Genomic DNA, 25791 nt, shown 5'->3' with positions numbered 1-25791 from the left:
CGGGGCGGAGAAATCGCCGCTCGTACTGCTTCACGAGAACAACTTTACCTGGCTGGGCAACCTTTTTACCTGGCTGGCCACCTTCCGGCACGCGCCTTCCGACAGCGCCTTACGGATGGCAGGATCAGGCCTATGCGATGGATCGACAGCCTGGAAGAGGCGGCCGCCGAGAAGCTGCCGGAGCCATTGCACCGGTATTTCCGGCAGGGATCCGCCGGTGGGATCAGCGTGGGTGAGGCCGTTGCGGCCTGGAGCTCGTACCGCTTCCGTCCCCGCGTGCTCACCGACGTGTCGACCGTGGACATCTCGACCACAGTGCTCGGTACGCCGGTCGACCTGCCGGTGCTGGTGGCTCCGACCACGATGCAGCGGCAGGCGGACCCCGACGGCGAGGCGGCCATGTCGGCGGGCGTCGCCGCGGCGAACTCGGTCCTGGGCGTCTCCAGCAACGCCGGTACGACGTTCGCCGACATCGGCGCGGCCGGTGCTGCCTGGTGGCTGCAGATCTACGTGGTGAAGAACCGCGAGGTGACCGTGCGGATCCTGGACGCGGCGGTCGCCGCCGGGGCACGGGCCGTCGTGCTGACGGCTGACACCCCGGTGGTCGGGCGCAAGGAGGACGACGGGCCGACCGTCTGGGAGGTGATCCAGCCGGGCCACCTGCTGGCGAACCTGGTCGCGAACGACTACACCGCCGACGACCTGGCGAAGGCGGACGACCTGACCCCGGACGTGATCGGCTGGCTGGGCGAGCGCACCGGCCTCCCGGTCCTGGTCAAGGGTGTACTTCGCGGCGACGATGCCAAGCGGTGCGTCGACGCGGGGGCGGCCGGGGTGATCGTCTCGAACCACGGTGGTCGTCAGCTCGACGGCTCCATCTCGACCGCGCAGGCTCTGCCCGAGGTCGCGGAGGCCCTTGCCGGGACCGGCGCCGAGATCTACGTCGACGGCGGGATCCGGCGCGGAGAGCACGTGCTCGCGGCCCTGGCCCTCGGCGCCCGCGCGGTCCTCGTCGGCCGCCCGGCGCTCTGGGCGTTGAGCGTCGGCAGCTCCACGGGCGTCACCCGCCTGCTCAGGGAACTCGGCGCCGAGTTCGAGCACGCCCTCCGCCTGTCCGGTTGCCGGCGCATCTCGGACCTGACCCCGGATCTCATTGCCCGCTGAGACGCTTCGATCCGACCGCCGTCCGGGCTCCGTACCGGAGGGTGTGAACGATCGACCCCTGCGCATCGTCAGCCTGAACGCGTTCCTGCCCGGCTATCGCCTGGTCGCCGACTGGGCGGCCCGGCACGGCCACGAGATCGTCCTCGTCGTCACCCTGCCGCCGAGCGCCGCCCACCGGTACGACGGGTCGGCGAACCCGCTCGTCGTCCAGCTGCCGGAGACCCAGAACGTGCTGGTCACCGGGAAGCTCCGCGCCATCGCTGCCCCGGTGATCGACTCCCTGCACCCGGACCTGGTCATCTCGGCCGCCTTCCCGCGGCTGATCCCGCCGGAGATCCTCGACGTGCCCAAGTTCGGCGCGATCAACTGCCATCCGTCGCCGCTCCCCGCCGGGCGTGGACCGAACCCTGCCCGGCTGATCTACGAGGGCGACGACCGGGTCGCGGCCAGCGTGCATCGGACCGCGGCCGGCTTCGACACCGGCAACATCCTGGCGCAATGCTCCCGGCCGCTCCCGGAGGATCTCAACGGGCCTGCCTTGCTGAACGCATGGAGGGAGCTGCTGAGCGAGTGTCTCGACGCTGCAGTCCCCCGCGCGGTCGCAGGTGAACCCGGCGCCTGGCAGAACCCGGCCGAGGCGACCGAAGCCCCGTTCTTCACCCCCGAGGAACACCTTCTCGACCTGACCGAGCCGGCCGACGTCATCCGCCGCAAGACCGCCGCACTGAACATCACCTCGCCGCAGGCCTTGGCGCGAATCCCCGGCATCGGCCAGCGGACAGTGATCGCCACGTACGCCGTACCGTCGCGGCGGGTCGATCCCCGGCCGGATCCGCAGAGCGCCGAACAGAGCCCGGTGGACGCCGATCCGGGCAGCATTCTGGAGACACACGCCGACGGTTGGACCGTACAGACGGCGGATCGGCCGCTGCGACTCCACTGCGGGAGCGCCTGATCCGGTCCGGTCCTATCGTTGATCACAGGTGCGGCTACCGCGTGGTCGCGCTGTTGCGATGGGGACGCGGGTATCAGTAGATACAGCGAAAAGCCCCGGTCCGCCGACCGGGGCCTTTCGTTTGTCTTGCGGGTGCTACGAGACCGCGAGGCTCAGGCCTCGGGGTTCTCCTCGAGCAGGTTGCGGGTGGCGTTCGGGTCGACCTGGACGCCCGGACCCATCGTCGTCGAGAAGACGGTCTTCTTGATGTAGCGGCCCTTCGAGCTGGAGGGCTTCAGCCGGAGAATCTCCTCCAGCGCGGCGCTGTAGTTCTCCACCAGCTGGGCCTCGTCGAAGGAGACCTTGCCGATGATGAAGTGCAGGTTCGCGTGCCGGTCGACCCGGAACTCGATCTTGCCGCCCTTGATGTCGGTGACAGCCTTCGTCACGTCCGGGGTGACCGTACCGGTCTTCGGGTTCGGCATCAGACCACGCGGGCCGAGCACGCGGCCCAGCCGGCCGACCTTGCCCATCAGGTCGGGGGTGGCGACGACGGCGTCGAAGTCGAGCCAGCCGTCCGTCACCTTCTTGATCATGTCGTCGTCGCCGACGAAGTCGGCGCCGGCGGCCCGGGCGGCCTCGGCCTTCTCACCGGTGGCGAAGACGAGGACCCGTGCCGTCTTGCCGGTGCCGTGCGGAAGGTTGACGGTGCCGCGCACCATCTGGTCGGCCTTGCGGGGGTCGACCCCGAGGCGCATCGCGACATCGATAGTGGAGTTGAACTTCTTGCCGGTCGCGCCCTGCTTGGCGAACTTGATCGCCTCGAGCGGCGTGTACAGGTGGTCGAAGTCGATCTTCTCCGCGATGGCGCGGTAGCTCTTGCTGCGCTGAGTCATGAGTGTTCCTCTCTGGGATGTGGTGTCACGGGCGGCGCTTCGCCCTTCCACGGGTACTGGTGGTGCTTAGGTTCCAACGACGGTGCCGCTGGGACTTATTTCTCGACGACGACACCCATCGAGCGGGCGGTGCCCTCGATGATCTTCATCGCGGCGTCGATGTCCCGGGCGTTCAGGTCCGGCATCTTGGTGGTGGCGATCTCGCGGACCTGGTCCTTGGTGATCTTGCCGACCTTGTCCTTCTGCGGGACGGCCGAACCCTTCTGCAGGCCCGCGGCCTTCTTGATCATCTCCGGCGCCGGCGGCGTCTTGGTGATGAAGGTGAAGGAGCGGTCTTCGTAGATGGTGATCTCGACCGGCACGACGTTTCCGCGCATGGACTCCGTCTGGGCGTTGTACGCCTTGCAGAACTCCATGATGTTGACGCCGTGCGGACCGAGCGCGGTACCGACCGGCGGGGCCGGCGTCGCGGCACCGGCCTGGAGCTGCACCTTCACGAGGGCAGCGATCTTCTTCTTGGGAGGCATTCTCTCGGGTCCTTAGACTTTCTGGATCTGGCTGAAGCTGAGTTCCACCGGGGTCTCCCGGCCGAAGATCTCCACCAGCGCCTTGATCCGCTGGGCGTCGGCATTGATCTCCGTGATCGTGGCGTGCAGGGTCGCGAACGGCCCGTCGACCACCATGACCGAGTCGCCCACACCGAAGTCGGCGACCTCGACCTTCTTCTTGGCCGCGGTCTTGGTGGGTGCGGCACCGGTCTCGGCAGCCGCCGCCTCGGCCGCCGCCACGACGGCCGGAGCGAGCATCTTTTCGACCTCTTCGAGGCTGAGCGGGACGGGCTTCTGGCTGTTCCCGACGAAGCCGGTCACCGACGGCGTGTGCCGCACGGTCGACCAGGACTCGTCCGTCAGGTCCATCCGGACCAGCACGTAGCCGGGGAGCACGGTGCGCTTGACCATCCGGCGCTGCCCGTTCTTGATCTCGGCGACCTCTTCGGTCGGCACGACGATCTCGAAGATGTAGTCCTCCATGTTCAGGGAGTTGATCCGGTTCTCCAGGTTGCCCTTGACCCGGTTCTCCATCCCTGAGTACGTGTGCACCACGTACCAGTCGCCGATCTGGGAGCGCAGCGTGCTGCGCAGCTCCTCCAGCGGGTCGCCCGGCTCCTCCGGCTCGACCTCCTCGGCGACCACTTCTTCGACCGCGGCCTCGTCCGCGACGGCCTCGGGAGCTTCGTCGCTGGCGTAGACGACCTCGTCGGGCTCGGTCTCGGGCTCGGCGGTGTCGTCCGGCGCGGTCTCGGCGGTCTCGGCGGCCAGCTCGTCCGTGGCGTCCTCGATGTCCGCCTCGGTCACCACCTCGTCGTCCTCGGCGGCGCTGGCGGCCGCGACGACCACCACCGGCTCGTCCTCGGAGTCGTCGGTGTCGGCCGGGCCGTCCTCGGCCTCGTCATCGGCGGAGTACTCGCTGTCGGCGGCGACCGGCACGTCGTCATCGTCCTCGTCGACGGAGGCCTCTACGTCGAGCTCCACGAACGGGTCGTCGTCGTCGGCCTTGAACAGGTCGTCGTCGTCATCGTCGTCCGAGTCGTCGAAGTCGAAGTCGAGATCGTCGTCGGAGTCAGCGGATACGTCGAACTCGTCCTCCACGTCGAGGACCTCGTCGTCGCGCTGGTCGGACACGTTGTACTCCGTCATCTGTGCATCGGGGTGGTGGAACCGGTGAGCTCGGGCTGGTGGTTCGGGGCGGCCGGGATCAGCCGAAGATCTTGAACATCGCCCAGCCGAAGGCGAGGTCGAGCACGGACACGATCGCGATGACGAACACCACGAAGGTCAGGACGACCACGAAGTAGGTGGAAAGCTGCTTGCGGGTCGGCCAGACGACCTTGCGGAGCTCGGCGACCACCTGGCGGTAGAAGCGCAGCAGGCGGTTGCCCGACTTGCTCTCCGCAGGCTTGCCGGCGCCGGACGGTGCCGGGGTGCGCGTCTCCGTCACGACCTACCTCTTTCGCTAGCGGCGGCCTGGCCGGCCCTTCGCCGGTCAGGATTTGCAGGGCACGAGGGACTTGAACCCCCAACCTTCGGTTTTGGAGACCGATGCTCTGCCAGTTGAGCTAGTGCCCTCTGCAAAGTTCCGAACGCCGCTGGACCTGATCTCGGGCATGCCGAGTCAGGGCCATCTACGCCCGGACTAGAAGAGTGTACGGGGTCGGGGCCACCTGGTCGAACTGAGCCCCAGGCCGCTCCGGCTCCCCGCCACGGCGCCAAACTCCCGTGCACTTCCGGCCGGACGTCGTACTGCGGGCAGAACCATACCGTCTCCACGCAGCACCCAACGCCAGGGGGCTCGCGACAGTTCCGATCAGCCCCGGGGCACCACCTTGCGGCGGGCGGAGAGGCACGGACGGTCAGCAGGTGATACCCAGATGTCAGCGCACGGGCGGCAGTGCCAGGATGGGAGCCATGGTCTCCCGCATCTCCGCACGTATCGGTGCAATCAGTGAATCGGCCACGCTCGCTGTCGACGCGAAGGCGAAGGCCCTGAAGGCGGCCGGCCGCCCGGTGATCGGCTTCGGCGCCGGCGAACCGGACTTCCCGACGCCGGACTACATCGTCGAGGCAGCCGTCGAGGCCGCCCGCGATCCGAAGAACCACCGCTACAGCCCGGCCGGCGGGTTGCCCGAGCTGAAGCAGGCGATCGTCGACAAGACGAAGCGGGATTCGGGGTACGAGATCGAGGCCGCGCAGGTCCTGGTGACCAACGGCGGCAAGCACGCCGTCTACAACACCTTCGCGACGCTGCTCGACCCGGGCGACGAGGTGCTGCTGCCGGCGCCGTACTGGACCACCTACCCGGAGGCGATCCGGCTGGCCGGCGGCGTGCCGGTCGAGGTGCTGGCGGACGAGAGCCAGAACTACCTGGTCACCGTCGATCAGCTCGAGGCGGCCCGGACCGAGAAGACGAAGGCGCTGCTGTTCTGCTCGCCGTCGAACCCGACCGGCGCGGTGGACAGCCCTGAGGCGGTCCGGGCGATCGGCCAGTGGGCGCTGGAGCACGACCTCTGGGTGATCACCGACGAGATCTACGAGCACCTCACCTACGGCGACACCAGGTCCACCTCGCTGCCGGTCGCCGTACCGGAGCTCGCGGACCGGACCGTGGTGCTGAACGGGGTCGCCAAGACGTACGCGATGACCGGCTGGCGGGTCGGCTGGATGATCGGCCCGAAGGACGTCATCAAGGCCGCGACGAACCTGCAGTCGCACCAGACCTCGAACGTCTGCAACGTCGCGCAGCGGGCCGCGATCGCCGCGTTGACCGGCGACCTGAGCGCCGTCGACGAGATGAAGGTCGCCTTCGACCGGCGCCGCAGGACGATGGTGCAGATGCTGAACGAGATCCCCGGCATCGAGTGCCCGGAGCCGACCGGCGCGTTCTACGCGTATCCGTCGGTCAAGGGTGTGCTCGGCCGCGAGATCAACGGCCGGACCGCCACCACGTCCGCCGAGCTCGCCGCCATCATCCTCGACGAGGCCGAGGTCGCGGTCGTCCCGGGCGAAGCGTTCGGCGCCCCGGGCTACCTGCGCCTGTCCTACGCCCTGGGCGACGCGGACCTCACCGAAGGCGTCTCCCGCATTGCCAAGCTCCTGAGCTGACCAACACCTGATCACCCCCGGGCGGGCGCAGCAGAAACCCTGCCGCGCCCGCCCGGGCTCATTCCCCGCATCACTGCCCCGCGCAGCCCTCGCCGCGCTTCGCGCGCACCGCCCGCCTGCACCCCGCCCGCTTGGCGCGGGCGGCCCGGTTTCGTGGGTCGGGCTCTGTCTCGGTAACCTTCTGTGATGACGGATCGGGACCTGCGGCTGCTGCCGAAGACCCACCTGCACCTGCACTTCACCGGCTCGATGCGGCACCTGACGCTGGTCGAGCTGGCTGACAAGCACGGCGTCCGGCTGCCCGACGCCCTGCGCACCGACTGGCCGCCGGAGCTGTCCGCGGCCGACGAGCGCGGCTGGTTCCGGTTCCAGCGGCTCTACGACATCGCCCGCTCCGTACTGCGGACCGAGGACGACGTGCGCCGGCTGGTCCGCGAGGCCGCCGAGGACGACCGCGCCGACGGGTCCCGCTGGCTCGAGATCCAGGTCGACCCGTCCGGCTATTCGAACCGCTTCCACGGGATCACCGACTTCACCGATCTGGTGCTCGACGCCGCCCGCGACGCGTCCGCGGCCACCGGCATCGCAGTACAGGTGGTCATCGCGGCGAACCGAACCCGTCACCCGCTCGACGCGCGTACCCTCGCCCGGCTCGCGGCGCAGTACGTCGGACGGGGTGTCGTCGGGTTCGGGTTGTCCAACGACGAGCGGCGCGGGACGACGTCGGAGTTCGCCCCGGCCTTCCGGATCGCGCGGAACGCCGGGCTGCTGGCGACTCCGCATGGTGGCGAGCTGTGCGGGCCGGCGACGGTGCGGACGTGCCTCGACGAGCTCGGAGCGGGGCGGATCGGCCACGGCGTGCGCTCGGTCGAGGACCCGGACCTCTTGAAGCGCCTGGTCGACGCCCAGGTCGCCCTGGAGGTCTGCCCGGCGTCCAACGTCTCGCTCGGCGTCTACCCGCATGCGAAAGATGTGCCGCTGCGACAGCTGTACGGGGCGGGCGCACGGATCGCGCTGGGAGCGGACGACCCGCTGCTGTTCGGCTCCCGCCTCGCCGAGCAGTACGAGACCGCCCGCAGCGTGCACGGATTCACGGACGCTGAACTCGCGGGTCTGGCGCGCGGCTCGGTCCTCGCGTCCACGGCCCCGCCCGAGGTACAGAAGCTCCTTCTGACCGACATCGACACGTGGCTCGGCGTCACCCAGCCCGCACCTTCACCCGCACCAGAGCCCGCGTACTAGCCGCCAGCCGGCCTCACCCCGCCCGATCGCGCGGGGACGGGGATTGCGCGGGGTCTGGGGGCGGCCTTACTTTGCGGAGATGATGCCGACCAAGATCTTGCTGCCCGAGGACGAGCTGCCGACCCGCTGGTACAACGTGCTGCACGATCTGCCGACGCCACCGCCGCCCGTGCTGCATCCCGGCACCGGGCAGCCCGTGGGGCCGGAGGACCTGGCACCGCTGTTCCCGATGGATCTGATCCTGCAGGAGGTGTCACAGGACCAGTACGTCGACATCCCGGGTGAGGTGCTCGACGTGTATCGGCTGTGGCGGCCGAGTCCGCTCTACCGGGCGCACCGGCTGGAGAAGGCGCTCGATACGCCGGCGCGGATCTACTACAAGTACGAAGGTGTCTCCCCGGCCGGCTCGCACAAGCCGAACACGGCGGTCCCGCAGGCCTACTACAACGCGAAGGCCGGGATCCGGAAGCTGACCACCGAGACCGGCGCGGGCCAGTGGGGAACCGCCCTGGCGTTCGCGTGCGCGCAGTACGGGCTGGAGTGCGAGGTCTGGCAGGTGCGGGCGTCGTACGACCAGAAGCCGTACCGGCGGACGATGATGGAGGTCTTCGGGGCGACCGTGCACCCGAGCCCGTCCGAGCTCACCGAGGCCGGCCGCAAGATCCTGGCCGAGGACCCCGACTCCACCGGCTCGCTGGGCATCGCGATCAGCGAGGCGGTCGAGATGGCCCTGCAGGACCCGACCATCCACTACGCGCTCGGCAGCGTGCTGAACCACGTCCTGCTGCACCAGACGATCATCGGCGAGGAAGCCCTGATCCAGCTCTCGATGGTCGGCGAGACCCCGGACCTGCTGGTCGGCTGCACCGGCGGCGGCTCGAACTTCGGCGGCCTGGCGTTCCCGTTCCTGCGGGAGAAGTGGGCCGGGCGGATGGCGCCGGTGGTGCGCGCGGTGGAGCCGGAGGCCTGCCCGTCGCTGACCCAGGGCACCTACGCGTACGACTTCGGCGACACGATCGGGATGACGCCGCTGATGAAGATGCACACCCTCGGGCACGACTTCGTCCCGGACCCGATCCACGCCGGCGGCCTGCGGTACCACGGGATGAGCCCGCTGATCAGTCACCTCTACGAGACCGGCGAGATCGAGGCGATCGCCAAGGCGCAGTCCGAGTGCTTCGCCGCGGGTGTGCTGTTCGCCCGGGCCGAGGGCATCGTGCCGGCGCCGGAGCCGACCCATGCGCTGGCCGCCACGATCGAGGAAGCCCAGCGCTGCAAGGAGTCCGGCGAGGAGAAGGTCATCCTCACCGCCCTGTGCGGACACGGTCACCTGGACCTGGCGGCGTACGACGCCTACCTGTCCGGCTCGATGACCGACCGCGCCTGGGACGACGCCGACCTCCAGGCATCCGTCGCCAGGGCGCTCGAACGGCTGCCGGCCATCGGCTAGCGCCCGCGCTTCCACCAGGGCTTGGGCTGCTTGGGGATCGCCTGGAGCCACGCCTCCGGGACGGCCCAGCCCTTGGTGGAGATGCGGTCGAAGTACTCCGCCTTGAGGCTGGCCGGGAGCCAGTAGGTGGCTCGGTCGTGGTGTACCACCTCGAAGTACGTGGTGCGCCTGCCCTTGCTCCAGACGGAGGCCGAGGCGGAGCAGTAGGCGAGCCGGGTGAAGTCCCACCGGCTCTGCTCGTCCGCGACGTCATAGGAGCGCTCGGCAGCGGTCAGCAGGCGTCGCGCCGGCTCGCGGTCGGCGGCGATCTCGTCGATCAGCCCCTGCACCACCGCACGGTCGTCGGTCATCTCGTTCGGCAGCACCAGGCCGCGCGGGTCGATCACCGTGTCGCTCAACCGCGGCAGCGCGACCTCGAGAAACGTCTCCAGCAGCGCGAAGCCTTCCTCGGCCCGGCCAAAACTCCGGAGCTCCGCACGCAACGTAGTGATCGCCTCTTCAGCCACACGGTCACCCTAGGGTGTGACCCCATAGCGCACCCAGGGGTGGTGTGGGGAGACCTTCTTGCGGGGCAGGGATCCGGGCCATCGCGGGGCATCTCGGGGCATCGTGGGGCAAGTCGTCCACAGGGGCCTTTTCGGGCGTCGCGGAGCGTGTTCGGACCCCTACAGTGGCGGCCATGTCAGAGGCCAACGGGTTGTTACGGGCGGCGCGGGAGCGGACCCCGTCGCGCCGCGCACCAGGTGAACACATGTCCCGCGCGGAGCTGGCGGAGGCCGTCTGCACCTGGTTGTGGGAGACCACCGATACGCAGTACGACCTGGACGGGCACTACATCGCCAAGCTCGAACGCGGTGCGGTGCGCTGGCCGGGCGCGGCGTACCGATCCGGGCTGCGGTTCGTCCTGAACGTTGCCACCGACAACGAGATCGGCTTCGCCCCGCCGCCGGGCGCGGCCGGTCAGCTCGACCTGGACCTGACCAGTTGCTCGACGATCGGGCTCGAGGACGACGTGGTCGACGCGGGCGACGAGTCGGTCGCGCTGCTGGCGCTGGCGGAGGAGTCGAACGTCGGCGACCTCACCGTCGAGCAACTGCACGCGGACATCCGCCGGATCGCGCAGAACTACCTCAAGGTGCCCACCAAGCCGCTCTTCCTGCGCTGCCGGGCGATCCGCGACCGCGCGTTCCGGCTGCTCGCCGGGCGGCAGCCACCGAGCCAGACGCGCGACCTGTACGCCGCGGCCGGCTGGGCGCTCACGCTGCTCGGCTGGATGTCGGTGGACCTCGGCCGGCCGGACATCGCGGAGAGCCACACCCGGACCGCGTGGGCGTGCGCCGAAGCAGCCGGCAACGACGAGCTCCGCGCCTGGGTGCGCGCGACCCAGCACACGGCCGCCTTCTGGCAGGACGACTTCACCCGCGCCGCGCGGTACGCCGAGGACGGACTCCAGTACGCCGCCGGCACGTCCGCGCTGTTCCTCGCGAGCGTGGCGGCGGTGGATCTGGCCCGGTGCGGCCGCATCGACGACGCACGGGACGCCCTGCACAACGCGAAGCACACCCGGATCAAGCCGGGCCAGACCGAGCTCGGCGGCCCCTTCCTCTGTACTCCGGAACGGGCCGAGGGGATCTGGTCCGACGCCCACCTGGCACTCGGCGAAGCGCAGTACACGCTCGACCATGCCGACCAAGGGGTCGCGCTGTTCGAGGCGGCTCCGCATGCCCTGCGTAACTACGGGTCCGAGCGGATGGTCCGCCTGCAGCAGGTGAAGGCGCGTCTCGAGCTCGGCGTGCTGGACGGCGCGCTGGAAGCACTCGGCGCCGTGCTCGCCACCCCGACGGAGTACCGCGTCCGGCCGTTGATCCACCGGATCAGCGAGGTTGCGGCGATCACCAGGACCGAGCGGTACGCCGAGGAACCGAAGGCCCGCGCGATGCACGAAGGCATCCGCGAGTTCACCCGCCGCCCCGCGACCACGCGCGGCCGGCTCGACTGACGGGAGCCCCGAGATGTTCGACGAAGTCCGCGACCACTGGTACCTGCGTCCCGGCTGGCGTGAGGACCGCTCCTTCTATACCTGGCACCTGACCTTCGCCGACGACGCTTCCGTCGCGACCCTGTTCTCGGCGTACGAGGCGGTGGTCGCGTCGATGCCCGGGATCGCGCCGGTGCCGCTCGAGTGGTTGCACCTGACCCTGCAGGGCGTCGGCTTCGCGGACCGGGTGGAGCCGGGCGAGCTGCGGGCGATCACCGAGGCCGCCGAGAGCCGGCTGGAGCGCTTCTCCCCTTTCGCCGTGACGATCGGCCCGGCCGTGGTGGACCCGGAGACCGTGCAACTGCCCGTCACCCCGGCCGAACCGCTCCAACGCCTCCGCAACACGATCCGCGCCGCCATCGCCGACGTCTGGGGCCCAGATGCGGTCCCCGAACTCCCCGCCCTCAACCCCCACATCACCCTCGGCTACTTCACCACCCCAGCCCCCGCCGCGCCCTTACTCGCCCAGCTCGCCGAAACCCCCGCCCACACGGCCACCCCCACCCTCGGGTCCGTCTCCCTCATCACCCTCACCCGCTCCCCCCGCCTCTACCACTGGACCCCCGTCACCACCCTCCAGCTGACTCCCTAGTGAAAGGCCATCGCCGTGGATGAGGCTTCCACCTCCGACGAGCTGAGGGCTCGGGCCCTGCTCGTGCTCGCGGACCGTCTGCCCAGCGGCTGGCGCATCGAGCCGGGACCAATCCTGACCTCGCCCGAAGGTCTGTCAGTCGAGCTGCGCTTGTCGATCCACCAGACCGTCGAGGTCCAGGACGTGCCGCGGCTCCGCAACCAACTGCACGAGACAGGTCGTCCTGGGCTGGTCGTCGCCGATCACCTGTCCGACCCGGTGCGCAGGCGCCTGATCGAGACCGGTCTCGCCTATGCCGACTGCACCGGCAACGTTCTGCTGAACGTACTGCGCCCAGACCTGTTCATCTCCGACCGCGGCACCGACCGCGACCCTTGGCGGAAACCAGGTACTGCGGGAACGCTGCAGGGTGATCCTGAGGCTGCGATCATCAGGGCTCTCCTTGACTACAACGGCCTCTGGACCACTCGCGACCTCGTCTCGATCACGAAGATCCCCACCCCGCAGGTCCACCGGATCGTCGACCTGCTCGAGGCCGAGGGTCTCGTGGCGCGCCATTCACCCGGCGCCATCGCCGTACCCGACTGGGTACCGCTCCTCCGTCGCTGGACCGACGACCTCGGCTTCGTCCGCAACAGCCGCCTGACCCGCTGGAATGCACCCCGCGGCCTGGAACCGCTGCTGACCCGAATCCACACCGCGGGAATCCCCCATGCGGTCACCGGACCACTCGCCGCTGCTCACTGGGCCGACGGCACCGTCCCGCGCTCCGCGATGATCTACACCCCGGACGCAAACGCCGCCGCCGCAGCCTGGAACCTCACTCCCGCAGGCCCCCGCGCCTACGTCCTTCTCGCCGAGCCGGCAACCGACGTCGTCTTCACCCGAGCCCGAACCCGCCCCACCAACCTCCGCACCGCAGCCCCGGCCCAGATCGCCGCAGACCTCCTGACCGGCCCCCTAAACACCCAACGCCAAGCCAAACACTTCCTCCGCTGGCTGCACCTCAACAACAAATCCTGGCGCCTCTGACGGCGACCACCCGAACGCGCAGAACCCGGCTCACCAACCGCCCGGGTGGCTGCCGGGTCCACTTCCCGCAGGCGTCAAACCAGAACAGAACAAGGAACCGGAAAAGTCAGAGCCCCGGCGACATGACCAAGGTCAGCGGTCCACCGGGGCTTTCATCACAAACTCTAGCAGCCCGAGGACCACCGATGATCCACCGAGACCCGCCAACGGCCGGGCCGTGGGTCGAGCACTGGCTGAGCTTCGCTCCGCTGTACCGCACTCGGAACGGGCGCCGCGTCGACATCAACACACAGCATCGTCGGCAACTTGTCGACGCGTGCGCCCGCGTCCAACTGATCCACCCGGCAAGATCATCGCCGAACTGCCTTTCGGGTCCTGGCGGTTCCTCAGCTCAGCCGCCCATGAGAAGACTGTCTGGGTCCGCTACCTTCACCGCGCTTTGCCACCTGGAACCGATCGGAAGCGCGACGTCGACGACAATGCGGCGGCATCAGGCGGCATAGGCACGCACAGAGATGAGATGAGCGCGCGTTGCTCCGTTCGTCGCGCTGACCAGCACCCGCAACTTCGCAGCCCGGGCAGTCAGGCGATGCGTCTTCCGACGTCGGCGATTGCCGGTCACCGAAGCAACGGTCTGCCACTCGCCGTCGGCATCGGCGACCTGTACGTCGTAGTCCCGCACAAGCGTCGGCAGTACGTCGAAAGGCGTCCGGTGGTGATGCAGGTTGATCAGGTCCTCCTCGACATCGTCGTCCAGGATCACCGTCACCTCCCCGATCTCGACGGGCTCCGGCCAGGCCAGCTCGACCGACGGCGACGGATCCCATGCCAGGTCTTCCGACACCCACATCTGCGGGCCGCCATAAGGACGTGCGAAGCCGCCGACGATCTTCTCCGGCGAGTACGCGGCCGTCTCCGCGCCAAGCCGGAAGCACAGACCCCCACGCGGCAGGATGTGCTTCCACTCCCGGAACTGCTCGGTGTACTGCTCGTCCGGCTCCGGGTCCCGATGCGCGAAGCAGATCGTCCCCGGCAGCGCCGAGTCCGCCACATGCACGGACAACGCCGCGTTCTCCTTCAGTACTACGACCGCGTTCTGCGGCTGATCCGGCTGCCACTGCAGGGGAATCCGAACCCACCGCTTCTCCCCGGCCACGACCTCGACCGTCCACTCCGCGAGCTTCCGCAGCGGCAGGTAGTTCTGCGGCTTCAACGGATCGTGCAGCTCGACCGTGAACGTCGTCGCCGCGGTCGCATCGACCAGCAACTCCAGCCCATCGAGAGCAGGATCGACCGGCAGCACCATCGCCAGATCCGTGTCGAGGGCCCGAGTCCCAGCGGACACCTCGACAGCCATCCGCTGCAAGCTCGACGACGCCGTCACCGAAGCGGTGAGCGCGAGGTTCGCCGGATCCGCGTCCTCCACCCCGAGGACGGACGCGTCCGCACGGTGCAACGCGTTCCGCACCAGGTCGAACTGCTCAGTGGCCACCTCACGCGGCGTCAACCCGGCCTGCGACGCCACCGCCGCCGCGACCCCGGCCGCTTCACCCAGTACTGCGCACGTCGCCATCACCCGGGTGGTCCCGAACGCCACGTGACTCGCGCTGATGTTGCGCCCGGCCATCCACAGATTCCGCACGTTGCGCGAGTACAGCGTCCGCAACGGGATGTGGTAGTTCCCGTCCGGGTGCCAGTGCTTCGAACCGCGCTCGGTCGCGTACATGCCACCCGGCGGATGCAGGTCGATCGACCAGCCGCCGAAGGCCACCCGGTCCTCGAACAGCTCCTGCCCGAGGACCTCGTGCTGGGTGAGCACGTGATCCCCAAGGAACCGCCGATACTCCCGCTTGCCCGGGACCGAGCCGATCCACTCGAGCGTCAGGTTCTCGGCATCGTACAGGCCGGAGTTCTTGATGTGGTCCCAGATCCCGTAGACGACGGCCTGGAGCTCGTCGCGGATCAGTTCGTTGTCGTCGACCACGTCCCGCTCGCCGCCCCACTCGATCCACCAGTAGGCGCAGCCATTGGCCTCGGTCCGGATCACCCGGCGTTCCGGGATCGAGGTCTTGGTGATGTCCTTCGCGAACGACGGCGGCACGTACTTCACCGGGTGCCCGGCGTCCTTGCTGTAGAAGAGGATCGTGCTGCCGAGCGTGTTGCCGTCGGGCACCTCCGGCGCCCACGATTCGCCGTACTTCGAGCGCGGCTCACGCCCGGTCCGGTACTCCGCGCCGGCCAGATGACCGACCAACCCGTCACCCGTGCAGTCGAGGAACACCGGACTGGTGAAGTGGATCTCCTTCTCCGAACCCATCTGCCAGCCGGTCACCGAGTCGATCACTCGGTCGTCCGCCGGACCGGACGCCTCGATGGTCCGGACGTCGGTGTTGAGGTAGAGCGTGATGTTCGGCTCCGCCCGGACGGCCTCCAGTACGACGAGGTCCCAGTAGTACGGGTTGCCCTCGGGGTTGCGGTACTGGTTCTCGACGAACAGCTCGCCCATGATCCCGGTCTCGCGAGCGTAGTGCTGGACGCCGTGCGCAGTGGCCCCGCAGACCCAGACCCGGACCTCGCTGGAGGAGTTGCCGCCGAGCACCGGCCGGTTCTGGATCAGGGCGACGGTACTGCCTTGCCGGGCAGCGCCGATGGCGGCACAGACGCCGGCCAGGCCACCGCCGACGACGGTCAGATCGGAGTGGACGTGGAGCTGCTGCATGCAATCACCTTCGGGGTGGAGGGTCTGGGTGCACGACCGGCTGTCCCGGTCCGTTCGGGTGGTTCGCGGTGAGGTGGTCGGGGATCCGCTGGGCGACCAGGACGAAGAGCAGCCCGGCGGTGAGGGTGTCGCTGGCCCGCCCGGCGAAGAACTCGGTCCAGGTGCCGCCCACCGGAGTACCGGTGTCGAAACAGATCTCGGCGAGCTCGCCGATCGGTGAGTCCGCGACGCCGGTGATGGCGACCGTGAGGGCGCCTTCGGCCTTCGAGCGGCGGACGAACTCGAGCGTCGCCGGGTCGGTGCCGGAGCGCGAGACCACGAGCGCCACGTCACCGTCGCCGAGCAGCCCGGCCGCGATCTGCGCCGACTGCGGTCCGTCGAAGAACCAGACCGGGATGCCGATCCGGAGCAGCCGGATATAGAGCTCGCGCGCCGGGATCGCGTCGCCCCACTCGCCGTAGATATGGGTCCGCCGGGCTCCCGCGATCGCGTCCGCCACCTGGGAGGCGGCCGGTAGATCGATGGACGCGAGCGCGTTGCGGAGCGCGTTGGCCTGCGTGCTGGCCAGTACTCCGAGCACCTGCTCGGGCGGATCGGCCGGACCGATGGCCAGGCCGATGTCGCTCGTCCAGCCGGCTTCCAGGCCGCGGCCGATCTCCATCGCGATCGCGGCCCGGAGCGCCGGGTACCCGGCGAAGCCCAGGTGCGTCGACAACCGGGTCACCGTGGCCGCGGACGTCTGCGCCGCCTCGGCCAGCTTGGTGATCGATCCCCGCGCCACCTCGTCGGGGTTGGCGAGGATGTGATCGGCGACCCGTTGCATGGCGCCGTTCAGCTCGGGCAGGGCTCGCCTGACCACCTGCAAGGGGCTCGGGGTGTCGGCCCGGGAGGGTTTGTCGCTGTCCATCTCTGATCCCATCCCGCGATCATCACGTATAGATGAACTGGGCACTCGCAACTCCGTCGGCATCGCTGACCAGCCGCACCCAGTGCGCGCTGAACCCGGGCGGGAAGACGTGGGTGTGGATCTTGCCGGGCTCGACCGTGATCGCCTCGGTGGCGCCGAACCGGCCGTGACCGTGGAAGTCGATCTCGACCGTCACGGTCATCGGCTGGTCGCCGAGGTTCTCCAGGTGCAGGCACTTGTTGTCGAAGCCGGTCATCAGGTACGGGTCGGACGGCTCCCCCGCGGTGACCGGGGACTCCCACCAGGGACCACCCCAACCGGCCGGCTTGCCGAAGTTCCACAGGTCGTCGGTCTTGCCGAACCACAGGCCGGACTGCGGCTCCGCGGTCGTCGGGTTGAGCCCGTGACTCGGGGAGGCGTTGTCGGCGCCGGCGACGAGCATGCCGCGCCAGGAGCAGAAGTCGCCGAGCACCCAGAGATGCGTCGAGATCGGCCGCACTCCCCAGATCCTGCCGCCGTACGCCCAGGGCGACAGCTCGTAGAACATGCCGTGGTGATCCATCAGCAGGCGCTCGTGCTCGACCTCGCGGATCCGCGGCCACTCGGTCTGCCACTTGTGATCGAAGCAGTGCGACGCCTTCGGCAGCCGGTATCGGGTCCACTTCTGGTCGGACTCGGTGAACACCTCGAGGATGGCCGAGGCCTGGTCCCACCCGGTGGCGAAGATGGTGCCGCCGAACTCGTGGCGGCCGCCGATGCCGGTGAACGGCTTCTCGGCGATCACCCGCCACTGCTGACCGTCGTACTCCGCGAGGCGGCCCTGCGAGCGGTGGCCCGCCCAGTCCTGCTCGTCGTACTCGTTGGAGCAGACGACGAGCCGGCCGAAGCTGGAGTAGCAGTCCTTGTAGTGGACCTTCATCTCCCCTTCGGTGCCGAGCACCTCGTTCAGGTCGAAGAGCTGGACGCACTCGTAGGTGGTCAGGTCCAGCTCGAACAGCTCGCCCTCCATCGCGAGCACGTAGACGTGGGTGTCCGGCTTGGTGAGATGCCGGGCCGTCCCGCAGACCCGCAGCGGCTGGAGCTCGGGGATCGTGGTGATCTTGTGGTCCTCGTCGATCACGTGCGGGCCGATCACCAGCTTCGACGTCGGGAAGTGCACGAACCGGTTGGTGTAGGTGCCGTCCACGCCGAGGGTCTCCGCGACGATCTCCATCGAGAAGTCGGGAGCGATCCGGCGCAGGCTCACCCCGCCACCGCTCGCGGCCTTGTGCGAGTTGTAGTTCTGCACGTAGAGCAGGCCGTTCCAGGGCATCAGCGAGCCGACACCGAGCTCGCTGCGCGGTGGACCGAAGTCCCCGATCTGGGCGAGGTCCGGGAAGACACCTGAGACGTTCAAGAAAGCTCCTTCACTCGACGCCGGCTCGTTGGCGAAGCCGGGGTCACTTGATGTCGGGTCACTTGATGCCGGTATGGGTCATGGCGGCGATGAAGCGGCGTTGCAGGACGACGAAGACGATCAGCACCGGCACGATCGAGACCACCGAGGCGGCCATCGTCAGACCGGGCGCGATCGAGCCCTGCTCGTCGACGAAGTTGGTCAGGCTGAGCGGCAAGGTGTACTGCTCGGGGCTGCTGATCAGCACCAGCGGCGTCTCGTAGTCGTTCCAGGACCAGACGAAGGCGAGGATGCCGAGCGCGCTGATCACCGGCGCCGCCTGCGGCAGGTAGATCCGGGAGAAGATCTGCCACTCGCTCGCGCCGTCCATCCGGGCCGCCTCGGCGAACTCGCCCGGCTGGCTGACGAAGAACTGGCGCATCAGGAAGGTGCCGAGCACGGTGAACATGCCGGGCAGGATCAGCGCCCACAGCGTGTCGTACAGGCCGAGCTTCTGGAAGTAGATGAAACGCGGTACGAGCAGCAACTGGGCCGGGATGATCGCGGTCGCGAGGTACAGCAGGAAGAGCTTGTCCCGGCCGCGGAACGACATCCGGGCGAACGCATAGCCGGCCATCGTCGCGGTGATCAGCTCCCCTGCCACTCGGAGTAGGGCAACCAGCGCCGAGCGGCCGAAGGCCGGCAGTACGGAGTCCGGGCCGACCAGCACGGTCTTGAAGTTCTCCCACTGCGCCGGATCCGGGATCCATTGCATCGGGACCTGGAAGGCGTCGACGTCCTGCTTCAGCGAGGTCGACAGCATCCAGGCGAACGGCGCGAGGAAGGCCAGCCCGAGGATCCACAACGGGATCCCCCAGTACCACTTGGCCCTGGCCGCCTGCTGCTGCCTCGGCGTCTTAGTCATGAAGAGCCCTCCCTCGCTGGGCCCGCCACGTCACCAAGGTCAGCACGAGTACGCCGAGGAACGTCACCAGGCCGATCGCCGACGCGTAGCCGAACCGGTAGAACTGGAAGCCCGTCTGGTACATGTAGTACGAGATGGTGGTGGTGGAGTCGCCCGGACCACCGGAGGTGATCAGCGCGATCAGCCCGAAGCCCTGGGAGGCGCCGATGATCAGCGTCACCGCCAGGAAGATGGTTGTCGGGAGCAACGATGGCCAGGTGATCGCGCGGAACTTCATCCAGCTCCCGGCGCCGTCGATGTCAGCCGCCTCGTAGAGTTGGCCGGGCGCGTCCTGCAACGCGGACAGGTAGATCAGCGAGCAGTAGCCGACGCCACCCCAGACCGCCATCACGATCAGCGCCGGCAACGCCCAGTGCGACGAAGCGAACCAGCCGGGCGAGATGCCGAAGATGTCGAGCGTCTGGTTGACCAGGCCCGACTTCGGGTTCATCAGCATCAGCCACGTCATGCCGATCGCGACCGTGTTGACGATGTACGGGAGGAAGAAGATCGCCCGCAGTACGCCGCGGCCTGGCAGCGGGCGGTTCAGGGCGGTCCCGAGCGCCAGCCCGAGGACGACGGTCAGCGGGACGCTCACCCCGACGTACAGGAGAGTCAGGCCGACCGCGTTCCAGAAGCCGGGGTCGCGGGCGATCGCGATGAAGTTGTCCAGCCCGTTGAACTCGATCCCGCCGAGGCCGGACACCAGGTTCCAGTCGGTGAAGGCGAGCGCGATCACGCTGATCAACGGGATCAGGGTGAAGGCGATGACGCCGAGCAGGTTCGGCGCGATGAAGGCCAGGCCGGTCCAGCCGCTGGGTTTGATCCCGCGGCCGGGCTGTTCTGCCGGTGGTTGTCCGGTGGCTGTCTGCACCGGAGCGGACGGAGCCGCGACAGTCATCAGGCACTCCCCTCATTACGGGCGATGGCGGCGTTGGCCAGCCGGTAGACCTCACGGATCGCCGGGCCCGGCGACTTCTCGCCCAGCCAGCACAGATCGCGCTGCTGGCCGTAGGCGAGGTTGATCTCGGGGAACCCGGCCAGCTTGGTGTCGGTGGCGAGCTTCGGTTCGGCGTCGAGCACGACCCGCTGGAAGGAGTCGAGGTCGAAGTACTTGTCCGGCTCCTTGCCGAGCATGCCGGCCCTCAACTGGTCGTTCGTGACGTTGCCGAGCGTCGGGATCTTGCCACCGGCAAGCATCGGCGCCGATCCCTCGGTCAGCCAGAACTTGATGAACTGCCAGGCCGCCTCGGTCTTGGTGGACTTCGGGTTCATCATGACGAAGTTGTTGTAGCTGCCGCCGTTCCAGTCGCCACCCCCGGGCACTGTCGGCGGTGGCGCGAAGGACACCTTGAAGTCGTGCGGGTACTTCTTCGCGTCGTACAGGTAGCGCAGGTTGAACGGCGCCGTCGACCAGAGGTTGAACTCGGCCTTCAGGAACGAGTTCTGCTGGTAGGCGTCGAGATGCCTTGCCAGTACTTCGCTCCAGGGGAACGCGCTGCCCTCGTCGATCATCGCGCGTCCGGTCGCCAGGGCCTGCTCGAAGATCGGGTTGTCGAAGTTCGACCGGCCGTTGTCGTCGGAGTACCAGTAGTTGGGGCCCAGGGAGATGCGGGCGATATCGGGGATCGTGTAGGCGCCGACGGTGCTGCCCGAGGTCAGCTTCTTCGCGGTGGCGCGGTACTCGTCGACCGTCCACTGGTGCGGCAACTCGACGCCCGCCTGCTCGCGGAGTTTCTCGTTGAACAGCACGAAGTACGGCTCGCGAGCGGTGGCCAGCGCCTTGACCCGGCCTTGGTCGAGGAACGCGCGCGGCTGCTCGGTGTCGAGGAACAACGCGAGGTCGGGATCGCCCTTCACCCGATCGGTCAGATCGGCCGCCAGTCCCGATCCGGCCCGCAGCGCCAGCGACGCGGACGCGTAGGTGAAGTACACGTCGATGTCGAGCCCACCCTGCAGCGCGGTGTCCAGCTTCAGGTTGCCGCGATCATCGTTCACGAACCGCGTGTAGTTCACCTTGTACTGCGGAAACTTCCGCTGGAAAGCCTCGACCACTTTCCCCGGCCCGGACGCCGCCGGCACCCCACCCCAGACCTGCAGAACATCAGAACCACCCCCACCACCACTCCCCGAACACCCCGCCACCAGAGCGCTCGCGCCCACCGCCCCCACCCCGGCAAGGAACCGCCTTCGCGACAAATCTCCTCGCACAACTTTCTCCTCTCACCCGCCTCACCCCCGCCCAGCGAGCAAAAGATTAACCAGATGAGCCCAGCTCAACAACCCCTTGTGCAAATCTTTTTCACGCGAGATCATCGCCGTACCGATCGACAGGAGGTACCCCCTCGTCCCGCCAACGCCCCACCGCACCACGCGCACGGCGTACCGAAGTACAGGCGGTACTTCCTGTCACTCGGTACGCATAGCTGCACTCGGACAGCCCTTGGGTGACGCTCCCGGCCGCGCAGTGGCAGCGATGGTTGTGGAGGGTGGGGACACCGAAACGGGACCTCGGACACGTTATTTCTTGTCCCGCGGTCCCCATTTCCTGTCCGAGGTCCCCATTTCCTGTCCGAGGTCCCCACCTCTTGTTCAAGGTGCCGGCATGGTGTGCGGACCCCACCACAGGCGCTCGGCCGAGCAGACACCAACGCCCTGGCCGAGTGCTGCTAGAGGCTGCAGTTCACCAGGACTGGTTCGTTGATGAGGGTGATGTTGAAGGCCTGGTGGACCTGGGTGCGGACGTGGGTGGCCAGGGCCAGGAGTTCCTTGGCGGTGGCGTTGCCGCGGTTGGTGAGGGCGAGGGTGTGCTTGGAGGAGACGGCGGCGTTGCCGATCGCGTAGCCCTTGGCGACGCCGGCGTGCTCGATCAGCCAAGCCGCGCTGGTCTTCACGCGGCCGTCCGGCTGGGGCCACTGCAGCGCACCCGCCGGTACTTCGGCCGCTGTGTCGAGCAGGGGGTTCGTGAAGAAGGACCCGGCGCTCCAGGTGTCGTGGTCCGCCTCGTCCAGCACCATGCCCTTGCTGCGGCGCAACCCGAGCACGGCTTCCCGTACTTCGGTCATCGGCGCTCGCGAGCCCGGCTCGACGCCCAGCACCCGGGCCAGTTCGGCGTACCCGATCGGTGCGGACAGGTCGCCGAGCGGAAGCTGGAAGGCAACCTCCAGCACGGCGTACCGCGAGGGGTCGGCCTTGAACCGTGAGTTCCGGTAGGTGAATCCGCAGTCGGCGGCGAAGATCGTCCGGACGGCGTTGTCGATCCGGTCCCAGACCCGCACGGAGGCGATCGTCTCCGCCACCTCGTGTCCATAGGCGCCCACGTTCTGCACCGGCGTCGACCCGGTCAGCCCGGGGATCCCGGACATCGACTCCAGGCCGACCCACTCCTCGGCGATCGCCCGCTGCACGACGACGTCCCAGTCCTCGCCGGCGGCGACGTGGATCATCGCGCCGGAACACGCGTCCGCGTCGACCCGGATCCCGCGGGTGGCGATCTTGATCACCGTGCCGCGGAAACCCTCATCACCGATCACCACGTTGCTCCCGCCGGACAGCAGCAGCACCGGCTGGGCCGCCGCATCCGCTTCGCGGATCGCGTCGATCAGGTCCGGTTCGGTGGTCACCTCGACCAGCCGGTCCGCGGGGCCGCCGATCCGGAGGGTGGTGAAGTCCGCCAGCCGGACGTCGGAGGAGACGGTGGCGGTGTCGCCGGCCGGTGCCGCCGGGGGCTGCGGAGTACTCACGAGACGCGCACGACCGCCCTGGCCCGGCCGAGGACCTTCTCCTCGCCGGCGAGCGCGGTGATGTCGATCTCCGCGGTGCCGTCGGCGACCTTGTCCACCTTGGCCGAGAAGGTGATCGTCGCGCCCTTGTCGTCGTCCGGAACGATCACCGGCTTGGTGAACCGTACGCCGTACTCGAGCAGGTCGGCGGGATCGTCCAGCCAGTCCGTCACCACCCGGGCCGCCGACGCCATCGTGAGCATGCCGTGCGCGATCACGCCGGGCAGCCCGAGGGACGTGGCCATCCGGTCGTTCCAGTGGATCGGGTTGAAGTCGCCGCTGGCGCCGGCGTACCGGACCAGGTCCTCGCGGCGCAGGGTGACGGTCAGCGGCGGCAGCTCGGTGCCGACCTCGACGCTGCTCACGAGTCCGCCCGGTTGTGCGAGATGGTCGACGTGGAGGTGGCGATCGGGTCGCCGTCGACGGTGGTCAGCGCGGTCTCGTACATGATCACCTCGACGTCACCGGCCTTGCGCACGGTGGTGATGGTAGCTGTCGCGGCGATGTCGTCGCCGGCCTTGATCGGGCGGGTGTAGCTGAACTTCTGCGCGCCGTGCACGATCCGGTCCAGCCGCAGCCCGAGCTCGTCGTCGGCGAGCAACCGCAACAGCGCCGGGTTGGCGACCATGAAGGCGAAGGTGGGCGGCGCGATCGCGTCATCACCCCGGTACGCCGGGTTGGCGTCCCCGATCGCGTCGGCGAACTCCCGGATCTTCTCCCGGCCGACCTGGTAGGACTCGGCGGCCGCATAGCTCCGGCCGACCATCGTGGCGTCGATCGTCATATCCAGTAACCCTACTGGCAGACTATGACGGCTAGTGCCGCCACCCACTCAGCTGAACACCTGGGGGATCGCGGGAAGGCCATGGCGTTCTGCGCGGCAACCCGCGAGCGGCACGGTCTGCGTCTCCTGCTGCCTGACCCCGCGAGCCGACCGCCTCACCGCCTACGAAGGCGGCAAACCCATCCTCACCGTCTGATCCTCTTACGTCCGAAGAAGTGGAGGGAGGTTTACTCCACTTCTTCGGACGTAAGGGACCTCAGGGCACAGCGAAAGGGCCGCTTCGGGTTTCGAAGCGGCCCTCCCGGAAGACTGCTGAGGTCAGCGGGTCTCGCGGTGGTCGGTGTGGTCGTTGCAACGGGCGCAGTACTTCTTCAGCTCAAGACGATCCGGGTCGTTACGCCGGTTCTTCTTGGTGATGTAGTTGCGCTCCTTGCATACCGTGCACGCCAGCGTGATCTTCGGGCGGACGTCGCTTGCCTTGGCCACTACTGCCTCTTCTTGTCAGGAGCGCGCAACTTGGGTGATCGCGCTCTCGAAATACATGGTGGTGGGTAGCGGGGGCGGGAGTCGAACCCGCGACACCACGATTATGAGCCGTGTGCTCTAACCACCTGAGCTACCCCGCCAGAGAGTCCGTCACCCCACCTGGCGGACCGGGTGGTGCAGCGTTTCTCAGAGCCCCTTTACGGAATCGAACCGTAGACCTTCTCCTTACCATGGAGACGCTCTGCCGACTGAGCTAAAGGGGCGGGCCGAGGAGAGAGATTACACGGTCTGCTGCCCCGATGTGAAATCGAGAGCGGCACCCCTTGCAAGGTCCCTCAACCAACCCGAGAAGCATACCGGTTCCCAGGAGTGCTTCCGACCAATTTCCGGACCAGCTCGGCACCGCTTCTCACTCCAACGCGGCGTCGTCCGCGCTGAAGTCGTCCGAGGCATCCGCCGGCGGATTCGCGAGGTGCCACCGCACCGATTCCCGCAGGCCGGCGGCCGGATCCACCGGCTCCCAGCCGAGCACGGACCGCGCCTTGCCCGGATCCATCAGCAGATGCTGACTCAGCACTCCGGTGAGCTCGAGATCGGCCGGCAGCCTCTCGTCGGAGACCCGGACGAGCTCCACGTCCGGCGCATCCGCCGCCACCAGGATCTGCTCGGCGAACAGCCGGTACGGCGCGGTGGCCCGCTCGACCACGTTGAACGCCTCACCCCGGTGATCCCCCGCCAGGGCCAGGGAGACGGCCGCCGCCACGTCCCCGACGTACACGCGGCTGAAGAGGAACTGCCCGGAGCCCACCGGGATCCGCTTCCGCCCGGCGCGCACCCGTCGCAGTACGAACTCGAACCGGCGCTGATAGTCATGCTCCCCGTGGACCGCCCCGAGCCGGAGCACAGTGGCCCCGCGGGGCAGATACCGCTCCTCCATCTCGAGGTTCTCGTACTCCGGTCCGTCCACGAACCGCCGCTCGCGCAGTGGCGAGTCCTCCGTCAACGGCAGCGCGTCGCTCGTCCACCCGGCATGAAGAGCGTCATAGGCCCGGTAGACGTCCCCGCTGGAGATCGCCACCAACTTCACCCCCGGGCCGAACGCACCGAGCGCCGCCTCAGCCGCGCGGGCGTTCATGCCGGACACGTCGACGGCAGCCTCCGCCTGGAAGCCGGCGACTGCCTCGCGCAGAGCAGGGCCGTCATGCCGATCCACATGCGCGTGCCGCACGTCAGGAAGATCAGCCGGCTCATGCTCGCCCCGATGAACCACCAGAAGCTCGTGGCCCTCCCCCGCCAGCCGCGAGGTGATGGCCCTGCCGATGAACTGGGTCCCGCCCAGAATCGCGATCCGCATGACTCCGTCCTACGGCAGCCCGCGGGACCACTCAAGACTCGTCTGCGCTAGGCAGAAGGCAGAGCGCTCGGGGGCCGAGAACGCGTCGAGGACCGGCCGGTGGCGCTCACCGCGCCCCGCGAACTGATCGCGGCGAGACGCCCTATAGCGCTTCAAAGGGCCGCTGGGCAGGCGTGACTCGCGTGATCCCAGTCACGCTCGGATTGAACTATCTCGGCCTCTTGTTTACGCCTGAGTAGCAACACGGGGCAGTCCGGCCTTCACCGTCTGTCACGGATTTGGGTGATCTGGTCGCACTGCGCGTTTGAGGACCGTGTGAAGGCGTCGTTATGGTCGATGAGCCGCTTGGGCACACCCTGGCGGCTACTCGACTCTGGAAGGCTCTCGTGTCCCCTCACCACGATGTGTCGGAT

The 25791-nt window shown here is 68.5% G+C and carries 24 protein-coding genes and 3 tRNA genes; 8 read left to right on the top strand and 19 right to left on the bottom strand.

The window, feature by feature from the left end:
* Window positions 1-132: 132 nt before the first annotated feature.
* Together EV648_RS03415 and EV648_RS03410 are read left to right on the top strand one after the other, a co-directional pair.
* Window positions 133-1164: an alpha-hydroxy acid oxidase gene (locus EV648_RS03415; RefSeq protein ID WP_132284843.1), complete on the top strand. Its 1032-nt coding sequence runs from the start codon at window positions 133-135 to the stop codon at window positions 1162-1164.
* A gap of 43 nt (window positions 1165-1207) precedes the next feature.
* The gene (locus EV648_RS03410) at window positions 1208-2119 is read left to right on the top strand and encodes a methionyl-tRNA formyltransferase (RefSeq protein WP_132284841.1); all 912 of its coding nucleotides are present in this window, start codon (window positions 1208-1210) and stop codon (window positions 2117-2119) included.
* Between the two features lie 152 nt (window positions 2120-2271).
* Here EV648_RS03410 and rplA read toward each other — a convergent pair whose 3' ends face one another.
* From rplA to EV648_RS03385, 5 genes are all read right to left on the bottom strand, one after another.
* On the bottom strand, window positions 2272-2994 hold the full coding sequence (rplA, locus tag EV648_RS03405; RefSeq protein WP_132284839.1) for a 50S ribosomal protein L1: 723 nt from the start codon (window positions 2992-2994) through the stop codon (window positions 2272-2274).
* A 95-nt stretch (window positions 2995-3089) separates the two neighbouring features.
* The gene (rplK, locus tag EV648_RS03400) at window positions 3090-3521 is read right to left on the bottom strand and encodes a 50S ribosomal protein L11 (protein WP_132190583.1); all 432 of its coding nucleotides are present in this window, start codon (window positions 3519-3521) and stop codon (window positions 3090-3092) included.
* Window positions 3522-3533: 12 nt separating this feature from the next.
* Window positions 3534-4481, bottom strand: a complete 948-nt coding sequence (nusG, locus tag EV648_RS03395) for a transcription termination/antitermination protein NusG (RefSeq protein WP_370452692.1) — start codon at window positions 4479-4481, stop codon at window positions 3534-3536.
* 268 nt (window positions 4482-4749) lie between these two features.
* Window positions 4750-4992: a preprotein translocase subunit SecE gene (secE, locus tag EV648_RS03390; RefSeq protein ID WP_020388149.1), complete on the bottom strand. Its 243-nt coding sequence runs from the start codon at window positions 4990-4992 to the stop codon at window positions 4750-4752.
* A 55-nt stretch (window positions 4993-5047) separates the two neighbouring features.
* Window positions 5048-5120: transfer RNA gene (locus EV648_RS03385), tRNA-Trp, on the bottom strand.
* 339 nt (window positions 5121-5459) lie between these two features.
* Between EV648_RS03385 and EV648_RS03380 the strand changes: the two genes are divergently transcribed.
* From EV648_RS03380 to EV648_RS03370, 3 genes are all read left to right on the top strand, one after another.
* Window positions 5460-6653 carry a pyridoxal phosphate-dependent aminotransferase gene (locus EV648_RS03380; RefSeq protein WP_132284835.1) on the top strand — a complete coding sequence of 398 codons (1194 nt, stop codon included), beginning with the start codon at window positions 5460-5462 and terminating at the stop codon, window positions 6651-6653.
* A gap of 186 nt (window positions 6654-6839) precedes the next feature.
* On the top strand, window positions 6840-7895 hold the full coding sequence (locus EV648_RS03375; RefSeq protein ID WP_132284833.1) for an adenosine deaminase: 1056 nt from the start codon (window positions 6840-6842) through the stop codon (window positions 7893-7895).
* Window positions 7896-7974: 79 nt separating this feature from the next.
* Window positions 7975-9345, top strand: coding sequence for a TrpB-like pyridoxal phosphate-dependent enzyme (locus tag EV648_RS03370; RefSeq protein ID WP_132284831.1), 1371 nt, complete (start codon window positions 7975-7977; stop codon window positions 9343-9345).
* Here the strand turns inward: EV648_RS03370 and EV648_RS03365 are convergent.
* The gene (locus EV648_RS03365) at window positions 9342-9851 is read right to left on the bottom strand and encodes a hypothetical protein (RefSeq protein ID WP_132284829.1); all 510 of its coding nucleotides are present in this window, start codon (window positions 9849-9851) and stop codon (window positions 9342-9344) included. The two genes, EV648_RS03370 and EV648_RS03365, sit on opposite strands and share 4 nt — an antisense overlap.
* A 245-nt stretch (window positions 9852-10096) precedes the next feature.
* Between EV648_RS03365 and EV648_RS03360 the strand changes: the two genes are divergently transcribed.
* From EV648_RS03360 to EV648_RS03350, 3 genes are read left to right on the top strand one after another with little or no spacing between them, the layout of a single operon-like run.
* Window positions 10097-11344, top strand: coding sequence for a hypothetical protein (locus tag EV648_RS03360; protein WP_132284827.1), 1248 nt, complete (start codon window positions 10097-10099; stop codon window positions 11342-11344).
* A gap of 13 nt (window positions 11345-11357) precedes the next feature.
* On the top strand, window positions 11358-11975 hold the full coding sequence (locus EV648_RS03355) for a 2'-5' RNA ligase family protein (protein WP_132284825.1): 618 nt from the start codon (window positions 11358-11360) through the stop codon (window positions 11973-11975).
* 15 nt (window positions 11976-11990) lie between these two features.
* Window positions 11991-13007, top strand: a complete 1017-nt coding sequence (locus tag EV648_RS03350) for a hypothetical protein (RefSeq protein ID WP_132284823.1) — start codon at window positions 11991-11993, stop codon at window positions 13005-13007.
* A gap of 490 nt (window positions 13008-13497) precedes the next feature.
* Here the strand turns inward: EV648_RS03350 and EV648_RS03345 are convergent, their stop codons facing one another.
* The 13 genes from EV648_RS03345 to EV648_RS03285 form a co-directional block, all read right to left on the bottom strand.
* Window positions 13498-15726, bottom strand: a complete 2229-nt coding sequence (locus EV648_RS03345; RefSeq protein ID WP_132284821.1) for an FAD-dependent oxidoreductase — start codon at window positions 15724-15726, stop codon at window positions 13498-13500.
* A 4-nt stretch (window positions 15727-15730) separates the two neighbouring features.
* Complete coding sequence (locus tag EV648_RS03340) at window positions 15731-16645, bottom strand: MurR/RpiR family transcriptional regulator (protein ID WP_132284819.1); 915 nt, start codon at window positions 16643-16645, stop codon at window positions 15731-15733.
* A 10-nt stretch (window positions 16646-16655) separates the two neighbouring features.
* Window positions 16656-18029, bottom strand: coding sequence for a hypothetical protein (locus tag EV648_RS03335; protein ID WP_132284817.1), 1374 nt, complete (start codon window positions 18027-18029; stop codon window positions 16656-16658).
* A gap of 58 nt (window positions 18030-18087) precedes the next feature.
* Window positions 18088-18933 (bottom strand): carbohydrate ABC transporter permease, encoded by an 846-nt coding sequence (locus tag EV648_RS03330; protein WP_132284815.1) that lies wholly within the window; start codon window positions 18931-18933, stop codon window positions 18088-18090.
* Window positions 18926-19873, bottom strand: coding sequence for a carbohydrate ABC transporter permease (locus tag EV648_RS03325; protein ID WP_132284813.1), 948 nt, complete (start codon window positions 19871-19873; stop codon window positions 18926-18928). The genes EV648_RS03330 and EV648_RS03325 overlap by 8 nt, the downstream gene beginning before the upstream one ends.
* Complete coding sequence (locus tag EV648_RS03320; protein ID WP_241994846.1) at window positions 19873-21135, bottom strand: ABC transporter substrate-binding protein; 1263 nt, start codon at window positions 21133-21135, stop codon at window positions 19873-19875. Before EV648_RS03320 ends, EV648_RS03325 begins: the two co-directional genes overlap by 1 nt.
* A 506-nt stretch (window positions 21136-21641) precedes the next feature.
* Entirely contained in the window at window positions 21642-22715 is a 1074-nt protein-coding gene (locus EV648_RS03315; protein ID WP_132284811.1) for a UDP-N-acetylmuramate dehydrogenase, read from the bottom strand.
* Window positions 22712-23119: a MaoC family dehydratase gene (locus EV648_RS03310; protein WP_132284809.1), complete on the bottom strand. Its 408-nt coding sequence runs from the start codon at window positions 23117-23119 to the stop codon at window positions 22712-22714. Before EV648_RS03310 ends, EV648_RS03315 begins: the two co-directional genes overlap by 4 nt.
* Complete coding sequence (locus EV648_RS03305) at window positions 23116-23538, bottom strand: MaoC family dehydratase N-terminal domain-containing protein (RefSeq protein WP_132284807.1); 423 nt, start codon at window positions 23536-23538, stop codon at window positions 23116-23118. Before EV648_RS03305 ends, EV648_RS03310 begins: the two co-directional genes overlap by 4 nt.
* A gap of 318 nt (window positions 23539-23856) precedes the next feature.
* Complete coding sequence (gene rpmG, locus EV648_RS03300) at window positions 23857-24024, bottom strand: 50S ribosomal protein L33 (protein WP_020388160.1); 168 nt, start codon at window positions 24022-24024, stop codon at window positions 23857-23859.
* 66 nt (window positions 24025-24090) lie between these two features.
* Window positions 24091-24164 (bottom strand) — tRNA-Met (locus EV648_RS03295).
* 50 nt (window positions 24165-24214) lie between these two features.
* A tRNA-Thr gene (locus EV648_RS03290) sits at window positions 24215-24287 on the bottom strand.
* A gap of 146 nt (window positions 24288-24433) precedes the next feature.
* Window positions 24434-25378, bottom strand: coding sequence for an NAD-dependent epimerase/dehydratase family protein (locus EV648_RS03285; protein WP_132284805.1), 945 nt, complete (start codon window positions 25376-25378; stop codon window positions 24434-24436).
* Window positions 25379-25791 lie beyond the last annotated feature (413 nt).

This window comes from Kribbella sp. VKM Ac-2568, from assembly GCF_004345365.1.
In the GTDB taxonomy this organism is placed as follows: Bacteria; Actinomycetota; Actinomycetes; order Propionibacteriales; family Kribbellaceae; genus Kribbella; species Kribbella orskensis.
This window is presented reverse-complemented; position numbering and strand designations above follow the sequence as displayed.

Excerpts from the sequence above, each read along its gene's own strand:
- EV648_RS03345 (WP_132284821.1), bottom strand. The coding sequence starts at position 15,726 with ATGCAGCAGCTCCACGTCCACTCCGATCTGACCGTCGTCGGCGGTGGC.
- EV648_RS03415 (WP_132284843.1), top strand. The coding sequence starts at position 133 with ATGCGATGGATCGACAGCCTGGAAGAGGCGGCCGCCGAGAAGCTGCCG.
- rplA (WP_132284839.1), bottom strand. The coding sequence starts at position 2,994 with ATGACTCAGCGCAGCAAGAGCTACCGCGCCATCGCGGAGAAGATCGAC.
- EV648_RS03360 (WP_132284827.1), top strand. The coding sequence starts at position 10,097 with ATGTCCCGCGCGGAGCTGGCGGAGGCCGTCTGCACCTGGTTGTGGGAG.
- EV648_RS03375 (WP_132284833.1), top strand. The coding sequence starts at position 6,840 with ATGACGGATCGGGACCTGCGGCTGCTGCCGAAGACCCACCTGCACCTG.
- EV648_RS03370 (WP_132284831.1), top strand. The coding sequence starts at position 7,975 with ATGATGCCGACCAAGATCTTGCTGCCCGAGGACGAGCTGCCGACCCGC.
- EV648_RS03340 (WP_132284819.1), bottom strand. The coding sequence starts at position 16,645 with ATGGGATCAGAGATGGACAGCGACAAACCCTCCCGGGCCGACACCCCG.
- EV648_RS03285 (WP_132284805.1), bottom strand. The coding sequence starts at position 25,378 with ATGCGGATCGCGATTCTGGGCGGGACCCAGTTCATCGGCAGGGCCATC.
- EV648_RS03380 (WP_132284835.1), top strand. The coding sequence starts at position 5,460 with ATGGTCTCCCGCATCTCCGCACGTATCGGTGCAATCAGTGAATCGGCC.
- EV648_RS03305 (WP_132284807.1), bottom strand. The coding sequence starts at position 23,538 with ATGACGATCGACGCCACGATGGTCGGCCGGAGCTATGCGGCCGCCGAG.
- EV648_RS03355 (WP_132284825.1), top strand. The coding sequence starts at position 11,358 with ATGTTCGACGAAGTCCGCGACCACTGGTACCTGCGTCCCGGCTGGCGT.
- rplK (WP_132190583.1), bottom strand. The coding sequence starts at position 3,521 with ATGCCTCCCAAGAAGAAGATCGCTGCCCTCGTGAAGGTGCAGCTCCAG.
- EV648_RS03325 (WP_132284813.1), bottom strand. The coding sequence starts at position 19,873 with ATGACTGTCGCGGCTCCGTCCGCTCCGGTGCAGACAGCCACCGGACAA.
- EV648_RS03330 (WP_132284815.1), bottom strand. The coding sequence starts at position 18,933 with ATGACTAAGACGCCGAGGCAGCAGCAGGCGGCCAGGGCCAAGTGGTAC.